The organism is Nitrosospira sp. Nsp14, assembly GCF_900113575.1.
Taxonomy (GTDB): domain Bacteria; phylum Pseudomonadota; class Gammaproteobacteria; order Burkholderiales; family Nitrosomonadaceae; genus Nitrosospira.
In genome coordinates this window covers 1-20,343 of record NZ_FOPV01000006.1, presented here as the reverse complement: position 1 = coordinate 20,343, position 20,343 = coordinate 1, and the positions used below count along the sequence as shown (strand labels likewise).

13 protein-coding genes are annotated in these 20,343 nt (G+C 57.5%); 10 read left to right on the top strand and 3 right to left on the bottom strand.

Translation table 11 applies throughout. The features are described from left to right. The first annotated feature begins 19 nt into the window (after nt 1-19). Together BM022_RS05270 and BM022_RS05265 are read left to right on the top strand one after the other, a co-directional pair. Nucleotides 20-880 carry an alkaline phytoceramidase gene (locus BM022_RS05270; RefSeq protein ID WP_256208952.1) on the top strand — a complete coding sequence of 287 codons (861 nt, stop codon included), beginning with the start codon at nt 20-22 and terminating at the stop codon, nt 878-880. A gap of 13 nt (nt 881-893) precedes the next feature. Then, entirely contained in the window at nt 894-1,280 is a 387-nt protein-coding gene (locus BM022_RS05265) for a group II truncated hemoglobin (RefSeq protein ID WP_256208951.1), read from the top strand. A 142-nt stretch (nt 1,281-1,422) separates the two neighbouring features. Here BM022_RS05265 and BM022_RS05260 read toward each other — a convergent pair whose 3' ends face one another. Together BM022_RS05260 and ftsH are read right to left on the bottom strand one after the other, a co-directional pair. Then, on the bottom strand, nt 1,423-2,808 hold the full coding sequence (locus tag BM022_RS05260; protein ID WP_091137487.1) for a DEAD/DEAH box helicase: 1,386 nt from the start codon (nt 2,806-2,808) through the stop codon (nt 1,423-1,425). A gap of 811 nt (nt 2,809-3,619) precedes the next feature. Beyond that, on the bottom strand, nt 3,620-5,449 hold the full coding sequence (gene ftsH, locus BM022_RS05250) for an ATP-dependent zinc metalloprotease FtsH (protein WP_091137483.1): 1,830 nt from the start codon (nt 5,447-5,449) through the stop codon (nt 3,620-3,622). A gap of 299 nt (nt 5,450-5,748) precedes the next feature. Between ftsH and BM022_RS05245 the strand changes: the two genes are divergently transcribed. The 6 genes from BM022_RS05245 to BM022_RS05220 all read left to right on the top strand — a co-directional run bounded on the left by BM022_RS05245 (nt 5,749) and on the right by BM022_RS05220 (nt 15,607). Continuing rightward, nucleotides 5,749-6,435, top strand: a complete 687-nt coding sequence (locus tag BM022_RS05245; protein WP_091137481.1) for a paraquat-inducible protein A — start codon at nt 5,749-5,751, stop codon at nt 6,433-6,435. After that, on the top strand, nt 6,432-7,061 hold the full coding sequence (locus tag BM022_RS05240; RefSeq protein ID WP_256208950.1) for a paraquat-inducible protein A: 630 nt from the start codon (nt 6,432-6,434) through the stop codon (nt 7,059-7,061). Before BM022_RS05245 ends, BM022_RS05240 begins: the two co-directional genes overlap by 4 nt. Next, a complete protein-coding gene (locus BM022_RS05235) occupies nt 7,058-8,764 on the top strand; it encodes a PqiB family protein (RefSeq protein ID WP_256208949.1) in 1,707 nt (568 codons plus the stop codon). The genes BM022_RS05240 and BM022_RS05235 overlap by 4 nt, the downstream gene beginning before the upstream one ends. Nucleotides 8,765-8,769: 5 nt before the next feature. Then, nucleotides 8,770-9,402, top strand: coding sequence for a PqiC family protein (locus BM022_RS05230; protein ID WP_143079531.1), 633 nt, complete (start codon nt 8,770-8,772; stop codon nt 9,400-9,402). A 431-nt stretch (nt 9,403-9,833) separates the two neighbouring features. Next, nucleotides 9,834-11,630, top strand: coding sequence for an autotransporter assembly complex protein TamA (locus BM022_RS05225; RefSeq protein WP_091137477.1), 1,797 nt, complete (start codon nt 9,834-9,836; stop codon nt 11,628-11,630). 20 nt (nt 11,631-11,650) lie between these two features. Next, entirely contained in the window at nt 11,651-15,607 is a 3,957-nt protein-coding gene (locus tag BM022_RS05220; RefSeq protein ID WP_091137475.1) for a translocation/assembly module TamB domain-containing protein, read from the top strand. Nucleotides 15,608-15,698: 91 nt separating this feature from the next. On the opposite strand, the gene BM022_RS05215 is transcribed toward BM022_RS05220, so the two are convergent. Beyond that, nucleotides 15,699-17,195, bottom strand: coding sequence for an alkaline phosphatase PhoX (locus BM022_RS05215; protein ID WP_091137473.1), 1,497 nt, complete (start codon nt 17,193-17,195; stop codon nt 15,699-15,701). Between the two features lie 412 nt (nt 17,196-17,607). On the opposite strand from BM022_RS05215, the gene BM022_RS05205 reads away from it, so the two are divergent. Together BM022_RS05205 and coxB are read left to right on the top strand one after the other, a co-directional pair. Further along, nucleotides 17,608-18,708: an ADP-ribosylglycohydrolase family protein gene (locus BM022_RS05205; protein ID WP_091137470.1), complete on the top strand. Its 1,101-nt coding sequence runs from the start codon at nt 17,608-17,610 to the stop codon at nt 18,706-18,708. A gap of 787 nt (nt 18,709-19,495) precedes the next feature. After that, nucleotides 19,496-20,343, top strand: an 848-nt coding sequence (gene coxB / locus BM022_RS05200) for a cytochrome c oxidase subunit II (protein ID WP_091137468.1), incomplete at its 3' end; no start/stop codon positions are given.

Sequence of the window (20,343 nt, the reverse complement as noted above, 5' to 3'; positions counted from 1 at the left end):
GCGTTGCGATGGCGACGGGATGGCTACGATAATGAGGGGAGGGCACTTTATATTTATTCGTGAAGAAAATACAAGCCGCCGTCGCGCCCGCTTCCGCCTGTGGCTGCTAGGCGTTCTTTCTGTAGCAATGCTGCTAATCGCCGGGCTTGCTCCTCCTGTTTCCCAGCCAGTGGAATATCACCAGTTCGCGGATCAACGCGAGTTTTTCGGTATCCCACATTTATTAAATGTTGTCTCCAACGTTGGATTCCTGCTGGTGGGGATGGCTGGTATGCTTTTTTTAACGCGTGCAGGCAGGACCCGGACGAATATAGCTTTTGTCGATCCGCGTGAACGCTGGCCATACCTCGTGCTTTTTGCGAGCGTCGCGGTGACCAGCTTTGGCTCCGCATATTATCACCTGGCGCCGGATAATGACCGGCTGATGTGGGACCGGCTGCCGATGGCTGCTGCTATCACGGCACTGGTAGCGGCGACCTTGGCCGAGCGCGTGAGCGTCCGGGCCGGACTGCGGTTGCTGCCTCTGCTGGTTGTGCTCGGGGCCGGATCCGTGCTGTACTGGAATTGGAGCGAGCAACAAGGTGGTGGGAATCTGAACTTTTATATCGTGGTGCAATTCTACTCAATTCTGGTGATTATTCTTCTGGCAAAGCTTTTTCCCTCCCGATATAGCCGCGGAGCGGACATATACGCGGTATTAGGGTGGTACGCGCTCGCCAAGGCAGTGGAAATGGCTGATCAGCAAATTTATGACCTGGGGAATCTCGTGAGCGGACACACGGCAAAGCATCTGCTCGCTACCGTGGGGGCGTACTGGATATTGCGCATGCTGCGACGACGAACGCCAATTTCGCAGCGTTTTGAATCGGCAATGGTTTAACTGGAGAGACGAAGTGCACCTAATAGAAGCATATGAACTCATGGGCGGCGAAACGGCCGTGCGGTGTCTGGTGGATCGTTTTTACGATCTGATGGATGAGGACCCGGACTATTACGGCATACGCAAGCTTCACCCGCAGGATCTGTCCAACTCCCGGCAGAAGCTGTTCATGTTCCTGTGCGGTTTCATGGGCGGTCCATCCTTGTATACGGAGAAATTTGGCGAGCCGCGCATGCGCACGCGTCACCTGCCTTTTTCCATTGGCGTTTCAGAGCGTGACCAGTGGCTTTCCTGCATGAGCCGGGCGATGGAAGACGTGGGATTGGAACAGGAAGTGTGCAGGAGCCTTGGAAAGGCGTTTTACCAGACGGCCGATTTCATGCGCAACCAGCCGGAATAGAAGATCAGTGTATCTCTATACATAGTTGCCGGTCGATGTACACGACCGGGTGCTGACGAAGTTTCCCGCCGCCGCAGGGGGATCCTTACAGGAAAAAAATGGTCCGGGACGTACCATCCCGAACCATCCATTGCTCTAATGCTTACTTCGGCCGGAAATAGGGGCTCGACGCGCCGCTGTTTCTGAAAGTATTGGTTGCGGTGTTTGCCCGCGGCGCCTTTTCTCGATTATCGCTCAAGGAACGGCCGCGGCCATTCTCCCAGTTTCCATTGCCGACTGCGGGCGCTCTCCCGCTATCGTTTGACCAAGTACGGTTGCGCTTGTGGGCGACGCTGGGCGCGCCTCGGGACGCGCCGCCCGCGCCGGCACCAACACCCGGACGGGGTTTGAATCTTGGCTCCAGTCCCGGTACCACATGCGAATCGATCCGCTGGCCAGTGAAGCGTTCAATTTTTTTCAGGCTGACGCCATCCTTCACCGAAGCGAATGATACCGCGATTCCAGATGCGCCCGCCCGGCCGGTGCGGCCGATACGGTGGACATAGTCTTCGGCAAACTTCGGGAGGTCGAAATTAATCACGTGAGTGATGCCGGCCACGTCGATTCCCCGCGCGGCTACGTCAGTTGCCACCAGTACTCTCAGCCCACCGTGGCGGAGCTTTGTCAACGTACGGTTGCGGTCGCGTTGATTCATATCCCCGTGCAGCGCAGCGGCTTCATGACCCTGGGCTGAGAGATTGTCAGCCAGCGTGTCGGCGTCGCGTTTGGTGGCGGTGAAAACGATCGCCTGTTTCATCGTTATATCGCGCAGGAGGTGATCCAACAGGCGGTTTTTATGGGACATGTCGTCGACGTAATGCAGCCGCTGCTCGATGTTATCCAGCTTTGCCTGTTGCGTTGCCACCTGGATACGCTGGGGCGCCTTGAGTAAGCGTGCGGCGACCTTATCGATCGCGCCGTCAAGCGTGGCTGAGAACAGCAGGGTCTGACGGGTTGCGGGTGTGGCCGAGGCGATAGTCTCCACGTCATCAATGAAACCCATGTCAAGCATGCGATCGGCTTCGTCCAGCACCATCATTTCGAGACGCGAAAACTGGATGCGTCCACGCTGGATGTGGTCGATCAACCGCCCCGGTGTTGCCACCAGAATGTCGACCGGTTGCGAAAGCAGTTTGTTCTGAAGCGGATAGGGCATGCCGCCAAGAATGCTTACGACCCTGACGCGCGGGAGATGCTTGCCATACTTTGCCGCCGCTTCCGATACCTGGAGCGCAAGTTCGCGCGTCGGCGTGAGCACCAGTACCCGTGGTCCGCGACCGGGTACGCTGGAGGGCTCTGCGAGGCGGTGTAACGCCGGCAGCATGAAGGCTGCAGTCTTGCCCGTGCCGGTCTGGGCGGAGGCCATGATGTCATGGCCCGCGAGAAGAGCCGGAATGGCCTGTTCCTGAATGGGTGTGGGTGACGTATAACCCGCGTCGTTAATGGCTTTAAGGATGAGTGGATGCAGATTCAGATTTTCGAAGGACACTTTGTTTTCCTATAAATGGAATGCATGATGCATCGTATTTTCCGGGTTCCAGTTCTGCATTGCCGCCCTCAGGCTTATCGCCGCAATGTAAATGACCACGCGTCGCTTTTTTCGAGCGCGCCGGGGTGCTTCCCGCGTTTGTGGTCGCCCGTATATGCTGGACTTGGGATTATTGATGCGCTAACGCACGCGAGCAGGAGATGACTGCCGTAAAACGGACAACTGACGGGCAAAGCACCGCTGGCGCACAACAAGGAGTTTTCCAGGCGTCCCGCTTAAGGGATGCTATTCGAGAAAACCCTAAACATCGCCGCTAACCAGCGTGCCGCACAATTTCCTGGGAACTGGAAAATCGAAGAGAGATCGGAAACGGTCAGGAACGATGAACCGAAGAAAAGGGAAGAGATACACGTTGCGACGTTTGTACCCTTTCCATCGCTTTGCGTAGTATACACGAAGGCCGCGGTAAATTACAGTTATTTAAAAAGCCTCTGAACAAGCTCTCCCGGGCACCACAATGGGCTGTGCGGATGGGATGCCCGAAGGGCGACGGCGCCAATGGGTGATCCTCAGCATTCTTTCCAGGAGAATGGCAAGCGAGGCACTCCGAGGCGACGTCTGTTCCCGTTGCAGCAAAATCGAGTACTGATGGCATGTGCAAATACGCGCCTGGTGCGTCGTGCGCCGAGAGTCTAGGCGGGACCTGCGCACGACGCGGGGCAACTCAAGATTATCCCCATGTGGCGTAGCGTGCTCTGCGACAGAGTTTCAATACCCCTTAAGTCGGCACCCGCCCCATGGCTGAACCGGGTCAGGCTGCAAGCGCCTCGCCCCTCCGGATCTCACGTTTCAACGCTTCTATCTGCGGCGGGTTGAGCGTTTCACTCTTGAGCAGTTCCTCGGCGGTGCGGTCCAGCAAGCTCCGGTTCATCTTCAGTATGGAGATCGCCCGCTCTAGGGCGCGGTCCACCAGTGCGCGCACCGTGCTATCGATTGCTTTAGCCGTCTCCTCGCTGTACTCGCGACTCTGCGGCAGGGGAATATTTGGCTGCAGGAAGACTGAGCGTTCCCGGTCATATGCCACGTTCCCTAATGCACTGCTCATGCCATAACGCAGCACCATGGCTCGGGCAAGGTCGGTAGCACGCACCAGGTCATCCGATGCGCCGGTTGAGATCTCGTTGAATACGACCTGTTCCGACGCCCGTCCGCCCATCATCACAGCCATCTTGTTCTCAAGTTCCGTTTTTTTCATCAGGAAGCGGTCCTCTGTCGGACGCTGAATGGTATAGCCGAGGGCGCCGACGCCACGAGGGATGATCGAAATCTTGTGCACCTCGTCGGTTCCCGGTAGGGCGAGTGCGACCATTGCATGTCCCAGCTCATGAAAAGCGACCACCCGCCGTTCAAACGGATTCAGCAGGCGGTTGCGTTTTTCAAGTCCGGCAACGACGCGCTCGATGGCATTGTTGAAGTCGTTCATTGTTACTGCCGCGCCGTTTCGCCGGGTCGCAAGAAGCGCCGCCTCATTGACCAGAGTGGCCAGATCCGCGCCGGTGAAGCCGGGTGTCAGCGCCGCGATCTGTTCCGGCTTCACATCGGCATCGAGTTTTACCTTTTTCATATGCACTGCCAGGATCTGCTCGCGACCCAGCTTGTCTGGTCGATCGACCAGAACCTGACGATCGAACCGGCCAGCCCGTAGAAGTGCTGGGTCAAGAATTTCCGGGCGGTTGGTGGCGCCCAGTAGTACGACTCCGCTTTTTGAGTCAAAACCGTCAAGTTCAGCCAGGAGCTGATTCAGCGTTTGCTCCTTCTCGTCGTGCCCACCTAGTCCGTAAGCGCCGCGAGCTCTCCCCAGCGAATCCAGTTCATCGATGAAAATGATCGCCGGCGCCATCTGGCGTGCCTGCTCGAACAGGTCGCGCACGCGGGCAGCGCCAACCCCGACGAACATTTCGACAAATTCGGAGCCTGAAATCGAGAAGAACGGTACACCTGCTTCACCGGCAACGGCGCGCGCCAGCAGCGTCTTACCAGTGCCCGGCGGGCCAACCAGCAGGATGCCTTTGGGCGCCCGCCCGCCCAGGCGGCTATACCCCTGCGGGTCTTTCAAGAAATTGATAATTTCGACCAGTTCCTCCTTCGCCTCTTCGACCCCGGCCACATCGTCGAAGGTAACTTTTGTTTCTTTCTCAACGAATACCTTTGCCCGGCTCTTGCCGATTGCCATTAATCCGCCGGTGACCCCGCCTGGGTTCATGCGACGAATAAGAAACAGCCAGATACCGATGAATATAGCCATGGGCAAGATCCATGACAGCAGGTCGCGCAACCAGGTGCTCTGCACTACCCCGGTATATATGACTTTGTGTTTGTCGAGCTGTTCGGCGAGATCGGACTCGACGCGGGTGGTAACGAAATCCTGGATTCCATCCGCACCTTTCTCCTTGAGCGAACCGTAGATGTGATTCTGGGTGATGGCAATTTCCGCGATCTTGCCCTGGTCGAGCAGTTCGTGAAAGCGGCTGTAAGGGATCGGCTCCACCTTGGTGTACTGCGAATACATGCTTTGTATGAGCAAAATGCCAAATATGGCGATAATGATGTACCAGAAATTGAGTTGCGCTTTCTTGTCCATTTATCGATCCTTTTTGTCTTGAAACTCACTGTATTTCAGACCAATCCGCCGGGCCTTCGTTCTAGCATAGCAGATGGACGCTCAGCCGCCGAATACATCCGGCCTCATGGTGCATGTGGGTTAAGGGCGATGAAAAGCTGGTAAAAGTCGAGAAGCTCGACTAAAACTCGAAGTGAGTTCTATTTTCACAACGTGTCCTGTAGTCCCGCAAATCGGACTAGCAAATATTATGTCGTCTTGCAGAGATATCCTTTCTGCGACGGAACACGACTCTCGAAACTCCACTACGGTGACTGTCCGTGCAAGAAATACCGGGTTTAATGGCTTGTGAACATTGCGATGCGGTTCACATCCGGCCAGCGCTGGGACTTGGCGAGATCGCGCGCTGCAGCCGCTGCGGTGGTGAGCTGGAACGGGACATGCAGGCCCATCGCAGGCGCATTCTGCCGCTGACTATTGCAACTCTGATCATGTTCATTGTCGCAAACGCGTTTCCGATTATGGAAATCGAGCTTCATGGTCGTTCCAACCAGACGACACTCATGGGCTCCGTATTGTCCATGAATACGGCAGGGATGCCCTTGATTGCATTTCTGATATTTGCAACGACCATTGCGTTCCCCTTCGTTAAACTTGTTGCTCTGTTCTATCTGCTTGTATGCATAAAGCGGCGGGTGAATCCACTGGGGTTCAATTTATTGGTGCGAATGATTCAATTGTTACGGCCCTGGATTATGTTGGAGATTCTGCTGCTCGGCGCCATCGTTTCATTTGTCAAAATGACGAGCATGGCAACGGTCGTGCCGGGAATCTCGCTATGGGCATTGGGCGGACTCGCCTTGCTTCTCGCATCAGTGCTCTCATTCGATCCGCAATGTATGTGGCACATGTCCCTGCTTAACAATGATGACGATAAGGCGATGCCGGCAAACAGAACCGGAACCGGTGGATCAATCGAAGAAGCCGTAAAGGACAAAGCATCGTGAAAACGGCGGCGAGCCTGAACATGGTTGCCTGCGCTCATTGCGCCAAACTATGGAAAGCGGTTGAAGCGAGCGAACGTTGCGGGTGTTGCGGAGCAAAGCTGCAGATGAGGAAGCCTGACAGCGTGCGTCGAACTTGGGCCTTCCTGATTGCCGCTTTCATACTGTATTTGCCCGCAAATATGCTTCCCGTGACGGTTACCACCTCCTTCCCGCGGGGGGAGCAGCACGACACCATCATGAGCGGCATCATTTATTTCTGGGTTTCGGGCTCATGGGTAGTGGCAGCTATCATTTTTATCGCCAGCTTTGTGGTGCCGCTGTTCAAGCTGGCGGCCATGATGTTGCTGCTGATAACGGTGCAACGGCGTAGTCGCTGGCAACTCCTGCAGCGGACAAAACTTCACCGCGTGGTCGAAGTAATCGGCCGATGGTCGATGCTGGACGTTTTCGTCGTATCGTTATTGACCGGTCTTGTACAGCTCCCCGGCTTTGCCGCGGTCCATCCGGGACCGGGGATCGCAGCGTTCGCGGCAGTAGTGATACTGACCATGCTTGCTTCAATGAGCTTTGATCCTCGCTTGATATGGGATGCCGCCAACGAACGGGATTCCGAGGTAACGGCGTGAACGGGGACAGAACAGATGAGGCAGGGAAAACCGGGGATGCGGGGGACGCCGTTCACTTGGCCGAAGCAATGCCGGCACCTGAAAAGGCGCGCCAAAAGGATTGGGTTCCTTCATTAATCTGGTTGATTCCCATACTTGCCGCCATTATCGGAATTTCCCTCGCGGTTAATACTGTAATCCAGCGCGGCCCGGAAATTACGATAACATTCAGATCTGGCGGGGGTCTTGAAGCGGGCAACAAGACCAAAGTTAAATATAAGGACATTGAAATTGGCGTGGTGCAATCCGTCACCCTTAGCGAGGACCGCTCTTATGTCCTGGTGAAAGTGCAGTTGAAAAAAGAGGCCAAGAGCTTTACCGCGGCCGACAGCCGATTCTGGGTTGTTCGCCCCCGGCTTGCGCTCTCCGGGATATCGGAACTGAGCACCCTGGTATTCGGGCCGCACATAGGCGTCGACCCGGGCGTTGCAAGTGAAAAAAAATATACGTTTACCGGATTGGAGTCGCCCCCCATCGTGACGCGCGACGCCTCCGGCAAACAATATGTCTTGCATGCCGCCGATATCGGCTCGCTGGATATCGGCGCGCCCGTTTATTACCGCCGAATGAAGGTGGGACAGGTCGTGGCGTATAATGTTGATCAAAACGGTCAAGGCATTACGGTGCGTATATTCGTTAATACTCCCTACGACAGGCTGGTTGGTATCAATACGCGCTTCTGGCACGCCAGCGGCATCGATATGCAAATAAGTCCCAGTGGCGCCTCACTCAAAACGCAATCGTTCGCTTCCATTGTGCTCGGGGGTCTCGCATTTCAGTCGCCAGAGGAAGGTCCTGGACCTAAAGCGAAAGAAAATACCGCGTTCACCCTGGCGGAAAGCCAGATTCAAGCGCTGTCAGGAAACGAGGGCGAACCGCAGATGATATTGTTCAATTTCAAGCAATCCGTGCGCGGATTGGTGCCCGGCGCGGAGATAAGTTTTCGCGGCATCGTCCTTGGGAAGGTCAAATCGGTTGGAATCGAATATGACAGTAGCCAACAAGAATTCGTCATGCCAGTGCTGGGAGAAGTTTACCCTGCACGTCTAAGCGGAACGGTCGCTGTTGATGAGGGAAAGCAGCCAGCCCATACGCCGCAGCAACGTCTGCAATCGATGTTGGACCGTGGCTTGGCCGCGAAACTACTAACGGCTAATCTTCTGACCGGCCACGCGTATATTGCCCTGGATTTTTTTCCTAAAGGGTCTCTATCGAAGGTTGTAAAAAAAGCAGGGCCGCCCGGTGCGGATGCGAGCGCTCCCGGTACACTTATCGAGTTGCCAACCATTCCCGGCGGTTCGGATGAAATTCAGGCGCACATTGCGGAAATAACGCGCAAGCTCAGCAAAGTCCCGTTCGATCAAATCGGCGATGATGTGCGGCAATCATTGAACGCGCTCCAGCACACACTGGACAGCGCAGGACGATTGGCCGAGCAGTTGAATAACGATGTTGCACCAGAAATTGCCGGCGCCATGAAGGACGCGCGTAAAGCGCTGGGGACGGTGGAGCGTACGCTAGCGGAAGACGCCCCCTTGCAGCAGGATTTGCGCGAGGCTTTACAGGAACTGGCGCGTGCCGCTGCTTCGTTGAGAGTTCTAACCGACTATCTGGAACGTCATCCAGAAGCGATAATCCGTGGCAAGCGGGAGGACAAGCATTGAAATTCATGCCAAGTTCAATCTGTGGTTTGCTGGCTGTAGTGTTCCTGGCCGCCGGCTGTGCCTCTGTGGGCGAAAAAACGAAATTTTATACATTGTCGGTCCCATCTGATACAAGGGGAAAGGACCCATATTCAGGATATTCGGTTACTCCGATTTTTATTGAGGTAATGCCGGTCGGCGTACCGGAACGGCTTGCCCGTCCGCAGCTTGTCGTCAGTAGCAAGGGACAGGGAGGTGAACTCCTGGTTCTTGAACAGGCGCGGTGGTCTTCCCCTTTTAATCACGAGCTGCGGGATGCGCTTGCCGCGGCTATCGCGGGGAAAATTGGCGCGATACAAGTTATCCGGGGTGGTCGGCTACCCGGTCAAGCGGTCTATCGTATTGCGGTTGAACTTAGCCAATTCGACGCAACGATCGGCAGCAGTGTTAACGCGAGGTTTGACTGGACAATCACCCACTCGACCCAGGCGCGTAGCGCCGCGTGTTATTCGCTGATATCAGAGTCGGCGGGCGACAGTATTGAAAGCCTAGTCAAAGGGATTCAATATGTGGTGGCGGCTGCCGCGGAGAGCATATCGGAGAATCTCATGCAGTTGAACGGCGGTGGAGCGGCAAGCTGCGGTTTCACGGAAAACTAATGGAAGTTAATGCCTCGTGCCACGGACAAAAGCGAAATCATGTACTTGCGGGATTTGTTAACACCGCGCCGACCATCGGCTTGCCGCCTGACATCTCCCGTCGAACCCACTCACTCCCCGGATGGTTTCGCGCTGAACCGCTGGGCCGCTTGACTTGACCTTCGTGCCGACGAGGCAGCGTTTAACACAGGGTTAACTGTTCTCTTCGGTTGCAGTGGCAAGTGCTGCTAGGTATTATCGATAATTCCAGCAGCTGTGCCATTTCTACTCGAGCACAACACCTATCTTTGCAAGCCTTTGCTTGCTGTACCTCTGAGTCCGCAATTCAGTCCCTCGAACACTATACGGGGAGTGGGACTCGAAATGATTGCGGTCGGAAATACCCTTAATTCCTTTTATTGGGGTCTTCCACCGCGTGATCTCATTGAGCCATGTCTATCGTCCCATACTTCACCCGTTCTCGGACGGCGGGCATCCCGATATCGGTATTTATCCCGGTATTGCTTTGCTTGGCGCTAACGTTAACGATCGGCAAGGCAGAGGCACAACTGTTCTGGAAAAAGAAACCGCCACCATCCATTACGATAAAGGCGCCGGAACCCGTGAAGAGTTTGCTGGAAACACACTTCCAGCCTCCCATGGCGCCGCTTACGGACGAAATCGCCCGCGCTGCCTTCGCGCGGCGGGCGCAACGCGAGATCAGTGAGCTCCTCGCCACTGAAGGCTATTTCAAACCAACCATAAAAGTTCGTTCAGTCCCGCCTCATAACGTACCGTCGCTTGAGGTGAATCCAGGGCCCCGAACGCTGGTGGCCGAGCTTCATATCGAATTCACGGGCGACTTGGCGATTAAAGAGCCGGGGCGTCTTGCCCGGGTTGAAAAGTTGCGTGGGGCCTGGTCATTGGCGGTTGGTCAGCCGTTTCGTTCGCTTGCGTGGCAAGAAGCCAAAGCGATATTGTTATCCAGCGTCACGAGCGAAGAATATCCCGCAGCAACGATCGAGGAAAGCAGGGCGGAAGTCGATGCCGACTCACTCCAGGCCCGTCTATGGGTAACGGTGAATTCAGGGCCGGCATTTCGTTATGGGTCCGTGATCATAAAAGGGCTCAGCCGTTATGATGAATCATTGATCAGAGACCTGGTACCGTTCAAACCGGGCAATCCCTATAAGCGGGATGAGTTGCTCACCTTCCAGACGAAGCTGCAGAAGATGCCCCAATTCAGTTCTGTCGTCGTCCATATGGAGACGGATCTGGCCGCGTCTCAGGCAGCGCCGGTGGAAGTGGTATTGTCGGAGGCACAAACGCAGCGTATCTCCCTTGGCGCCGGCTATAGCTCGAATACTGGTGCACGGGGCGAGATCAATTACACCAACAACAACCTTTTAGATCACGCTTTGCGTCTCAACAGTGTCTTGCGGGTGGAGCAAAAGCGTCAGACGCTTGCGTCCACGCTCGACAGCGTGCCCAACGAGGCGGGCCGCTGGTTTTCCCTGGGGGCGACGGCCGAAAGAAACTTCATCCAGCAGCTTGAAACCATCCGGGGAAAAGTAGGCCTCAGCCGTAATCAGATATTCGGCAATACCGAAACGCGGCTTGCAATAAATTGGCAACGGGAAGACCGTAATCCTGAAGGGGGGCTGCACCAGGTCAATCAAACCTTGGCGCTGGACGGGTATTTGCGCTACCGTTCCGTGGATAATCCCCTTTTTCCACGGGATGGCGGCGTGACCGAATTGCGAGTCGGGGGTGGCAGCAAGCAGGTCCTGTCCGACCAGGATTTTGTGCGTACCTACGCGCGGCACCAGTTCTGGTATCCGGTGGGGGACCGGCATGTCCTGTTCCTGCGGGGAGAGCTCGGTTATACGTTCGCTCCCTCGCGCTTCGGCATACCGCAGGAATACCTGTTCCGGGCTGGCGGCATCCAGTCGGTCAGAGGTTACCCCTTCCAGAGCCTGGGTGTGCAAGAGGGCAGCGCCGTGGTCGGGGGACGCGTCCTTGCCACTGCAACCATCGAATATAATCACTGGCTTACCCAGAACTGGGGTGCTGCCATATTCACCGATGTCGGTGATGCCGCCGACAGCTGGCAACGGTTGGATCCTGTTGTCGGCTATGGCGGCGGCATTCGCTGGCGCAGCCCGGTAGGCCCGCTCGCACTGGATCTCGCCCGAGGTCATCGCGACGGGAAACTGCGCATGCACTTTTCCATTGCCGTGGCATTCTAACCGGCGTCCACCGACCAGACATGGAACATCGAGTAAAGGACAACCTTTCCAGAAAGTCCGGCGCGCCGCGGTGGCAGCCTGCCGCGTTGCTGGTTTCGGTTTTTGTCGTGATGGTTGCGGGATTTGGTGTCTGGCTGACGACAAGCACATCCGGCCTTCGATGGGCGGGGTCGACCGTGTCGCATCTCAGCAGCGGCCAAGTATCGATCGAAGGCCTGGACGGCACACTCATGGGGCCCCTCAGCGCGCATGTCGTCCGCCTGACGGCGGACGACTCGGTTGCCGTCAGCCGCAACGTAAGACTGCATTGGCAACCGGGTTCTCTCAGGTCCGGACTGCTGGAGATCACATCCTTGGCGGTGGAAGATATCGAAATCATCTCGCCGCCTTCTTCGGAGCCCCGATCCCTTCCCCAAACGCTTGAGTTGCCTATTGGCGTCAGCTTACACAAGCTAGATATCGGCGCCTTGCGCGTATTGCACGAGAAGGACGGAAAGCCGGATTTCGCCGCGACTCAACTTATTGCGAGCTTTTTTAGCGACGGCAGTCATCATCGGGTGCCCGATCTTCGCGTCCGGCTGGATTTTGGCGCCTTGACCGCCTCCGGCGAAATCGAGGGGACCAAACCCTTCGGTTTGAGCGCACGCATGGAGCTGGAGGGGTTGGCTGTACCCAGTGCGCCGCAAGCACAGCAAAGCCGCCTCTCCGGGGGCGTCGTCGGCAGCCTTGCACAGCTGGAGATAAGGGCAAGTGGGGAAGGTGGCGGACTGACGGGGGAAGCCCGGGCGCAGCTGCGGCCGTATGACCCGCTAAAGGTTGCACGCCTGAGCATGGCAGTGAATGGCCTCGACCCCCACGTTTTCTCGCCAGCGGCGCCGGAAGCCAGGCTCGACCTTCAGGCCGATCTGCGAGAAAACGCTGCCGGTCGGCTTGAAGGGCGCCTTACCGGTAAAAACCGCGCTTCCAAGCCACTCGATCAGGGGGGCTTGCCACTAACCGAAATCGAGGCGGATACGCTAATTTCCCCGGAGTCGCTGCAGCTCGACGAGCTGATGTTGGCGCTGCCGAACGGTGCGAAGATCACCGGCAACGTATTGTGGCGGCACCAGCTGGGCACCGCTTCCGGGGATCTGCGGGCGATCGGGCTGGATCCTGCGGGCATCGACAGCCGTCTGCGTACCGCTCGGATCAACGGGACAATGAAGCTGAGCGGGGATGCTGAAAGCCAGCAGGGTATTTTGTCACTCGCTGACCGAGACCTGAAAGCGGAGGTCGTGTTCGAAAGAGCGCAGGAAATACTCAGCCTGAATAAGCTGCATCTCAGGCATGGCCGGGCAGCGGCGCTTATGGGCAGCGGAAAGCTCGGCTTGAACGCGCCCCGGTTTTTCAATTTCGAAGGCAGCCTTCAGCACTTCGACGTTTCCGCCTTCCTGCAGGCGCCCCGGACGAGTCTAAATGCAACTTTAAAGGTTGCGGGCGAGCTGGAGTCTCCGTCCGGAAGGGGACCGGAAGCCAAGGTTGAATTCAGGATGGGGAATAGCCGGATAGCGGACCATGCGGTGACGGGTGAGGGCCGCATCGAATTTTTGGGCCGCGACTTGGCAACGGCTAGGGGTTCGGCAGAAGTCGAATTACGGCTGGGTCAAAACCAGCTGCTGGCGCGAGGGGGGATCGGCCAGAAAGGCGACCAGCTGTGGCTGGGCCTTCTTGCCCCCAAGCTAGCGCAAATCGGGTTTGGGCTGCGCGGGTCGCTCGAGGCGGAGGCGGTAGTGGAAACGGGGGCTGCCGATTTTGGGCAATCTGGTCAGAAACTGCCCGATATACGCTTCAGCGCCGAAGGGAAAAGCCTGTCTTTCGGGGATCACAAGCTCGCCGTCTTCTCCTCGAATGGGTCGCTCCAAGGTGATCAAGTTGCTTTAACAGTGTCGCTCAAGGATTATGGGACTAGTCAAAAAACCGTGGTACAAAGTGTTGAGCTGGAGATGAGCGGGCCCAGCTGGGAGCACGAGCTGGTAGGCAGGGCCCGGCTGGGCGAGAACCAGAACCTCGCCCTGCGAATCAGCGGGGGACTCCGGGAATCGCTGCAAAAATGGCAGGGGTGGCGGGACCCCCGATGGACCGGCAAGCTCGCGGAGCTGTCGGGGGACGGCCGGTTCGCATTTCGTCTAAAGGAGGCCGCTCCTCTGGAAATGGCTGCCAATCACCTTTCACTTGGCACAGCAAGCATGGCCATGGCGGGCGGCAACATAAGCATCAGTCGCGTTCTCTGGACACCGCAGACCTGGAACACCAAGGGCGACTTCAGCCGGATCGGGTTGCGTCCCCGGGCCAGTTTGACCGAAAGAGACGGAGCCGAGGAACAGGAAGGGGAAGGTCAGCAGATGCTGCGGCTTGGCGGCGAGTGGGATATTGCCTCGGCCGCGCAGTTGCAGGGTACGCTACGTGTGGCGCGCGAAAGCGGCGATTGGATATTACCCGGAGATCCGCCGTTTCCCCTTGGGCTGCAAACGCTGGAGATGTCGATCCACGCCGGAGGGGGCAGGGTGATGGGTGAATTGAAAGCGCAGGGAACGCGTCTGGGTCTCGCAAGCGCAAGCTTTGCAATTCCGGTAACGAGATCGGACGAATCCGCGCTCAACTGGACTGTGGCCCCGGCTGCGCCGCTGGCTGGGAGCGTTTCCGTCGATATGCAGGATATCTCCTGGGGCGGGGCCGCGTTCGGGAGTGACAATAACCTCAGAACCGCCGGCAAGCTTGCCTTGCAGTCCGACCTGATGGGCACGTTCGACAAGCCACGCCTCAAGGGACGCGTACGCGGCGACGATCTCACGGTGGCCCTGCTGGACCAGGGCATCTGGCTGGAGCATGGAACCCTGGCGGCGCATTTTGACGAGGAAGCGGTGCATATGGAGGTCCTGGACTTCAGCGCGCCCCATCAAGCGATACCCAAGGACCCCTTGTTAAAAAACCTGAAGCTGGCGGCAGGTCCTGGCAAGTTGCGCGCATCCGGCGTAATGGACTTGGCGGGCGAGCGCGGTAATCTGGAAGTAACCGCCAGCCTGCTACCGTTGGCCCAGCGCCCCGACCGCTGGATTATTGCTTCCGGCAACGGCCGGGCCACGCTTGAAAATAACATGCTCACGCTAAGGGGCACGCTGGCGGCGGATGCCGGTCTGCTCGCCCAGCCTACTGCTGGCCGGCCGCATCTGCCGGACGATGTCGTCGTCGTCGGAAAGGATATCGACGGGGCCGCACAACCCGAGCGTCGGCTGCGGATCAATGTGGAGGCCGGTCTCAACCTGGGTGAACGGTTTTATATACGCGCTTCCGGTCTGCAGGGCCGGCTGGACGGCGAGTTGCAGCTGCGGGGAGAGCCGGGGCGCCCCTTGCGCGCCATGGGAACCATAGCGGCGCGCGATACGAAATTTGAGGCCTACGGTCAAAACCTTGTGGTTGAGCGCGGAATGGTCAATTTCCAGGGCCCCATCGACGATCCGGCCTTGAACATACTTGCCTTGCGCAAGGGGCTGGCGGTGGAGGCAGGCGTGGAGGTGACGGGAACCGTGCGGCAGCCTAAAGTACGGCTCGTATCCACGCCTGACCTGCCTGAATTGGAAAAGCTGTCATGGATCGCGCTGGGCCGCGCTCCCGGTGGAAAGGCGGACGCGTCGCTTTTAATCTCCGCTGCCGGCTCCATTTTGGGCGGGCAGGCCGGGGGCGTAATGGAAAAAATCAGCCGGACCATCGGGGTGGATGAGCTCTCCATCCGCCAATCAGGAATCGACCCCCTGATGGGGCAGGTTGGCGTGGTTGGCAAGCGCTTGTCGGACCGCGCTTATATCACTTATGAACAGGGATTGACTGCGGTGGCAGGCATAACGAAGCTGACGTATAACCTCACACCAAAGATCACCGTCGTCACCAGAGCCGGCCTCGACAATGCGATAGACGTATTCTATACGCTCCGTTTCGATTGACGTGGGTGGAGCGGGCATGCAGGCGGGACGGGTCCCCACGGAGCTACGGCGCACAGGGACCAGACGGAGGGCCTAGCGCCAAGCCCGAGGTTCAGGGCTCCGTACTTGCGCTGATCAGGTAAAGCTGGCCGCCCTGGACAAGTTCGCCGGGAATGACGTAGTGTGCCTGCATCGTGCTGAGGAAGTAACGCCGTCCGTCGTTCCGTCTCAGAATCGAGGTAATCTCGATAATGCCGGAGCTTTCCTCATCGTGGTTGAATGGCGCTGCCGGGGCAAGAAACCGCGCCCGGTCCGACTCAAGGATCTGTGCCCATGAGTTGGCGACGGGATCGAACATCCAGGTCTTGGAGATATAGGCGCTGTCGCCTCCATCTTCCTGGATGTACACTTTGCCGTCTTCCCCGACTGTTATGTTGTCGAACTTCCGGGCAATCTGGCCGTCGGTTCCCATCAGCGTGCTGCTGTCCTTCACCATGGCAATCGAGCCGCTGCTGTAATCGACCTCACCCCCAGCCTCATCGAACACCAGCTTATATAGGCGCGCCGGTTGCGTCCCGACAGCACCGGGTCCGTCAGGATCGGCCCCGGTGGTGACGAAGTAGAAGGTTTTCGCATTCGCCCAATGGCCATCCTCAGGACGCGCAAACTCGGTAATACCCGCCGAGCGGCTGTTCGCCTGCTGGGTGGCGCCATCTACAGAGGTATCGACCGCAACAGTAGAGAACGTGCCATTGATCTGCCCTGATTCCAGGTTACCGGTCATGCCCGGATTTGATGCAAGCTTGATCCCTGCAAGGGTGCCGTTGGTCAGCCCGGCTTTGTCGATTTGAAGGCCACTATCGGTCTTTGCGCCCCGATAGATGTACACTTGTCCCGGCGTGGAGTCGTCGGTGCCGATGACAATCGTGCGGTCGCCGGAGTAGGGATTGGCAAGGCTGTTTTCCCATGAGAATTTGCCGAGCTTAGGCAATTCATAAGCCGTGCCCTTGTTTGTTCCCGTGGCAATGAGCGCATACGCGCGACCCTCGGTGCCAGCTTCCTCGCCGGTCATGAAGAGGCGCACCATGGTGCCTTTGCCGCTGGCCCTATTATAAAAAGCGGAGTCGGCGGGCAGATCGGCAGAACAAAGCCTGTTAAAGCGATTGACCACCCCGGTTGCGGTCTCATAGCGATTGGCAGAACTGTTCCATACGAGGTGAGTGGTGGCGAGATCCGCACCGCTGATCACCTTGAAATCGGCTTTGTTGATCACCCACTCGGACACAAACGCGCCAGTCGCCCCATGCGCCCGTTCAATGCCATCGCTGGCACCGAGTTCGTGGTTGATCAACACGGTGAACGTGCCGTTGCCGTTGTCGTAAGCGCCGAGGCCATCCGGGATACCGACCATCTTGTAGCCATTGTCGGCGGCATCGCCCGCGGAAATGATGGAGGTCACATGCCAGTCCGGCGCAGTGGGGGTGACATAAGGCGTCTGCAAACTGCTCGGGCTCTGCACGCCCCGTATGTCCGATGCGCCCTGTGTGCCGGCGGGGAGCCCCGCGCAGGCCGAGAGAGCGATGGCAACCGGCAACGTAATTTTTTTCATGCGTAGCACCGCGTGGGTCCCTGGGATGGATTCTGAAATCATTTGTTGAGAAACGTGTTGCCAGTATCTAGGGAAGGAGAGCGAGGGTCTGAACCTTGCGGCCCTGAAAGGCGAAGCGATTCTAGAGATTTAATGTCTCAGAATTTCGTTTGCCTCACGCTTCGCAGGCTCTTCCCCGGTCGCGCACGCATTCTTGCATAGGCTTTAAGTGATAGATGCTCATGGTCTTGGCCCGCACTCTTGCTCGGATATCCGGCGCTAACAGCAAGTGTACGATTTACGGGGAACAAGATATTGTGGGCTATAAAGAAAGTGACGATTGCGGGCAGAAAATGGAAGTCGAGTTTTTCCGGTCTAACGGCGCGATGGGCGCCTTGTTCAGAAATAATTTAACCACGAGGAGGATCAGAACATGACCGACGCCGCCATTCAAGACCGTGCTGCCGGTGCCATCATGGGCGCCTTTATTGGGGACGCCCTGGGTCTTGGGCCTCACTGGTACTATGACCTGGACGAGCTTCACCGTGACTACGGGGACTGGATTACGACTTATACTGACCCCAAGCCCGGGCGATACCATGAAGGCCTCAAGGCGGGCCAATTGTCTCAGGCAGGCATTATTCTCAGGCTCATGCTCCGCTCGCTCGTGGAGCGAGGCGGTTATGACGAAGCGGATTTCTGCAGGCGCATGGATGAAGAGCTGTTCCCCTTGCTTGACGGTACTCCGGCGAACGGACCAGGCGGATACACGAGCCAATCCATCCGCAACGCCTGGCGCAAGCGCGTCCAGGAGGGACTGCCCTGGGGACAGACCGGCGGTAATGCCGATACTACCGAAGCTATCGAACGCACGCTCGCCCTGGCGGTTCGCTATGCCATGCAGCCCCACGAACTGGCCACCGTTATTTCCGATAACGCCCGTCTTACTCAGATCGACGATGTCGTGCTATCGATGACGGTCGCTTACGGGGTCGTGCTCGGTCTCCTGGTCCAGGGGCACAAGCTCGACAAGACGCTGTCCAGTAAGATGATGCAATTGGTAAAGACGGGCCAACTGCCTTTTCACGCGGTGACGTACTCAGATCTGCAACCGCCCCGTCCCGGCGACCCGGATCCGCCTCGCGCCGGACGTTTCGCATCCCCTGACGCCCTGCTGACGCCGTCGTATGTTTCCACTGCCGCGACGGACCCGGGAATCCCGATAGAGCCCGCGTGGAAGGTTTCCCTCATATACGGCATGCCTTGCGCCATCTATCACCAGCTCCCCGCAGCCTACTACCTGGCAGCCCGTTTCCCTCGCGACTTCGAATCGGCTGTGCTGCACGCCGTGAATGGCGGCGGGCAAAACCAGGCGCGCGCCATTTTGACCGGGGCGCTCGCCGGAGCCCAAACCGGGCTGTCTGGCATTCCCCAGCGCTTCCTCGACGACCTGGAAGAAGGCGAAACGCTCAGGCAGCTTGCAATGGACTTGGCCGCGAAGGTAGGTGCCCCGACCAGCGTTGGGAAGAGCTAAAACCTCGAGAGCCCGGAAAACGGATCGGAAAGGTACGCCAAGAGCACTGCCTTTTGCCTGTGAAGTGTTCCAGCACTGTCGCGAGCGAACCCGGTCATCTCGGGAACGAATGCTTTTCTCCGGCGCGGCTCTCTCGCCGCATGGAGAAAAGCGGCGGTTTAAAAATTGTTGATCGGTCGCCTATCGCTTCGCTGCGGTTCCGTCTCCAACCCATAATCGGGTATTGTTTCGGGTTCAGGAACCGTTCAATCCGCTCCCCGCCCCGTTCGGGCTGTCCGAACTGCGCGAATTCATGTGCCTGTTCATTGCTTCCGGCCGGTTAACCGCTCCGCTTGTTCCCATCCCCATTTCCTCTCGTTTCCCTCATTTTCCTGTTGCAGCGGTCTTGTCGGCATCTCATTCAGCTTCCGTCCTTGATTCGCGCCGTGACGGCGCCTCACGCGGCAGAGGCGTAGCGCAAGCCTGCCCCATAGCCAAGTCTTGACGATTATCCGTCTTGGCGATTATCCCGCACCCCAACTCGGCAGCCGAGTTATTCACTACCCGCACGGAAGTTGACGTTCATCAAGGTTTTGTTGCCTGCCGGGCAATACGATTCGATACCGGATAACAGAGTCCGTTTATCTTGAAATGGAATCGGACCCCCGGGATGTATCCCTATAAGGAACGAGCAACGCTCAGTAATTGTTACAGGCACAAGCCACAAGAGATCGTTATCAGGAATTTGTCCATCTCTTGGTCGAAGGCTTCGGTCAGGTGCGCGTCAGCAACAAGGTTGGGGGGAAATATGAGCGGTAAAGCAGCAGCAAGAATAGTGGGGGCATTGGCGCTGGGGTTTTATAGCGGGCTGGTCCTGGCGGCGGCGGATCCTCACCAGTTGAACTTACCCGAACCGCAATCGGTCATCGCGCAGCAGATCTATGACATGCACACGATGCTGTTATGGATCTGTCTGGCGATATTCGTGGGCGTGTTTGGGGTGATGTTTTACTCCGTGTTGAAACACCGCAAGTCTTTGGATTATCCGGCTGCGAACTTCCATCACAGCACCACGGTTGAGATTATCTGGACCATCATTCCCATCTTCATTCTGGTTGGCATGGCCTACCCTGCGACCAAGACGGTGATTGCGATGAAGGACACCTCCAGTCCGGACATCACCATCAAGGCCACGGGATATCAGTGGAAATGGGGTTATGACTACCTGACGGGCGAAGGGGAGGGGATCAGCTTCCTGAGCAATCTTGCGACCCCCAAGGCGCAGATCGAGAATGCCGCGCCCAAGGGCGAGAATTATCTGCTGGAAGTTGACAACCGCCTGGTGGTGCCGGTGGGCAAGAAGGTACGCATACTTCTGACGGCCAACGACGTGATCCACGCCTGGTGGGTGCCGGCGCTGGGGGTCAAGCAGGATGCCATTCCCGGCTTTATTCGCGATGTCTGGTTCACGGTAGAGAAGCCTGGCACGTATCGGGGGCAATGCGCCGAGCTATGCGGCAAGGAGCACGGTTTCATGCCGATCGTGGTGGAAGCGGTGACCCCCGAGCAGTATGCCCAGTGGGTGGGTGAGCAGAAGACCAAATTGGCGGCGGCGACCGTGGATGTCAACAAGGAATTCACGATGGATGAGTTGAA

Coding starts and splice junctions, on each gene's coding strand:
- BM022_RS05205 (WP_091137470.1), top strand. CDS start 17,608: ATGACCGACGCCGCCATTCAAGACCGTGCTGCCGGTGCCATCATGGGC.
- BM022_RS05270 (WP_256208952.1), top strand. CDS start 20: ATGGCTACGATAATGAGGGGAGGGCACTTTATATTTATTCGTGAAGAA.
- BM022_RS05230 (WP_143079531.1), top strand. CDS start 8,770: ATGCCAAGTTCAATCTGTGGTTTGCTGGCTGTAGTGTTCCTGGCCGCC.
- BM022_RS05220 (WP_091137475.1), top strand. CDS start 11,651: ATGGAACATCGAGTAAAGGACAACCTTTCCAGAAAGTCCGGCGCGCCG.
- BM022_RS05215 (WP_091137473.1), bottom strand. CDS start 17,195: ATGAAAAAAATTACGTTGCCGGTTGCCATCGCTCTCTCGGCCTGCGCG.
- BM022_RS05225 (WP_091137477.1), top strand. CDS start 9,834: ATGTCTATCGTCCCATACTTCACCCGTTCTCGGACGGCGGGCATCCCG.
- ftsH (WP_091137483.1), bottom strand. CDS start 5,449: ATGGACAAGAAAGCGCAACTCAATTTCTGGTACATCATTATCGCCATA.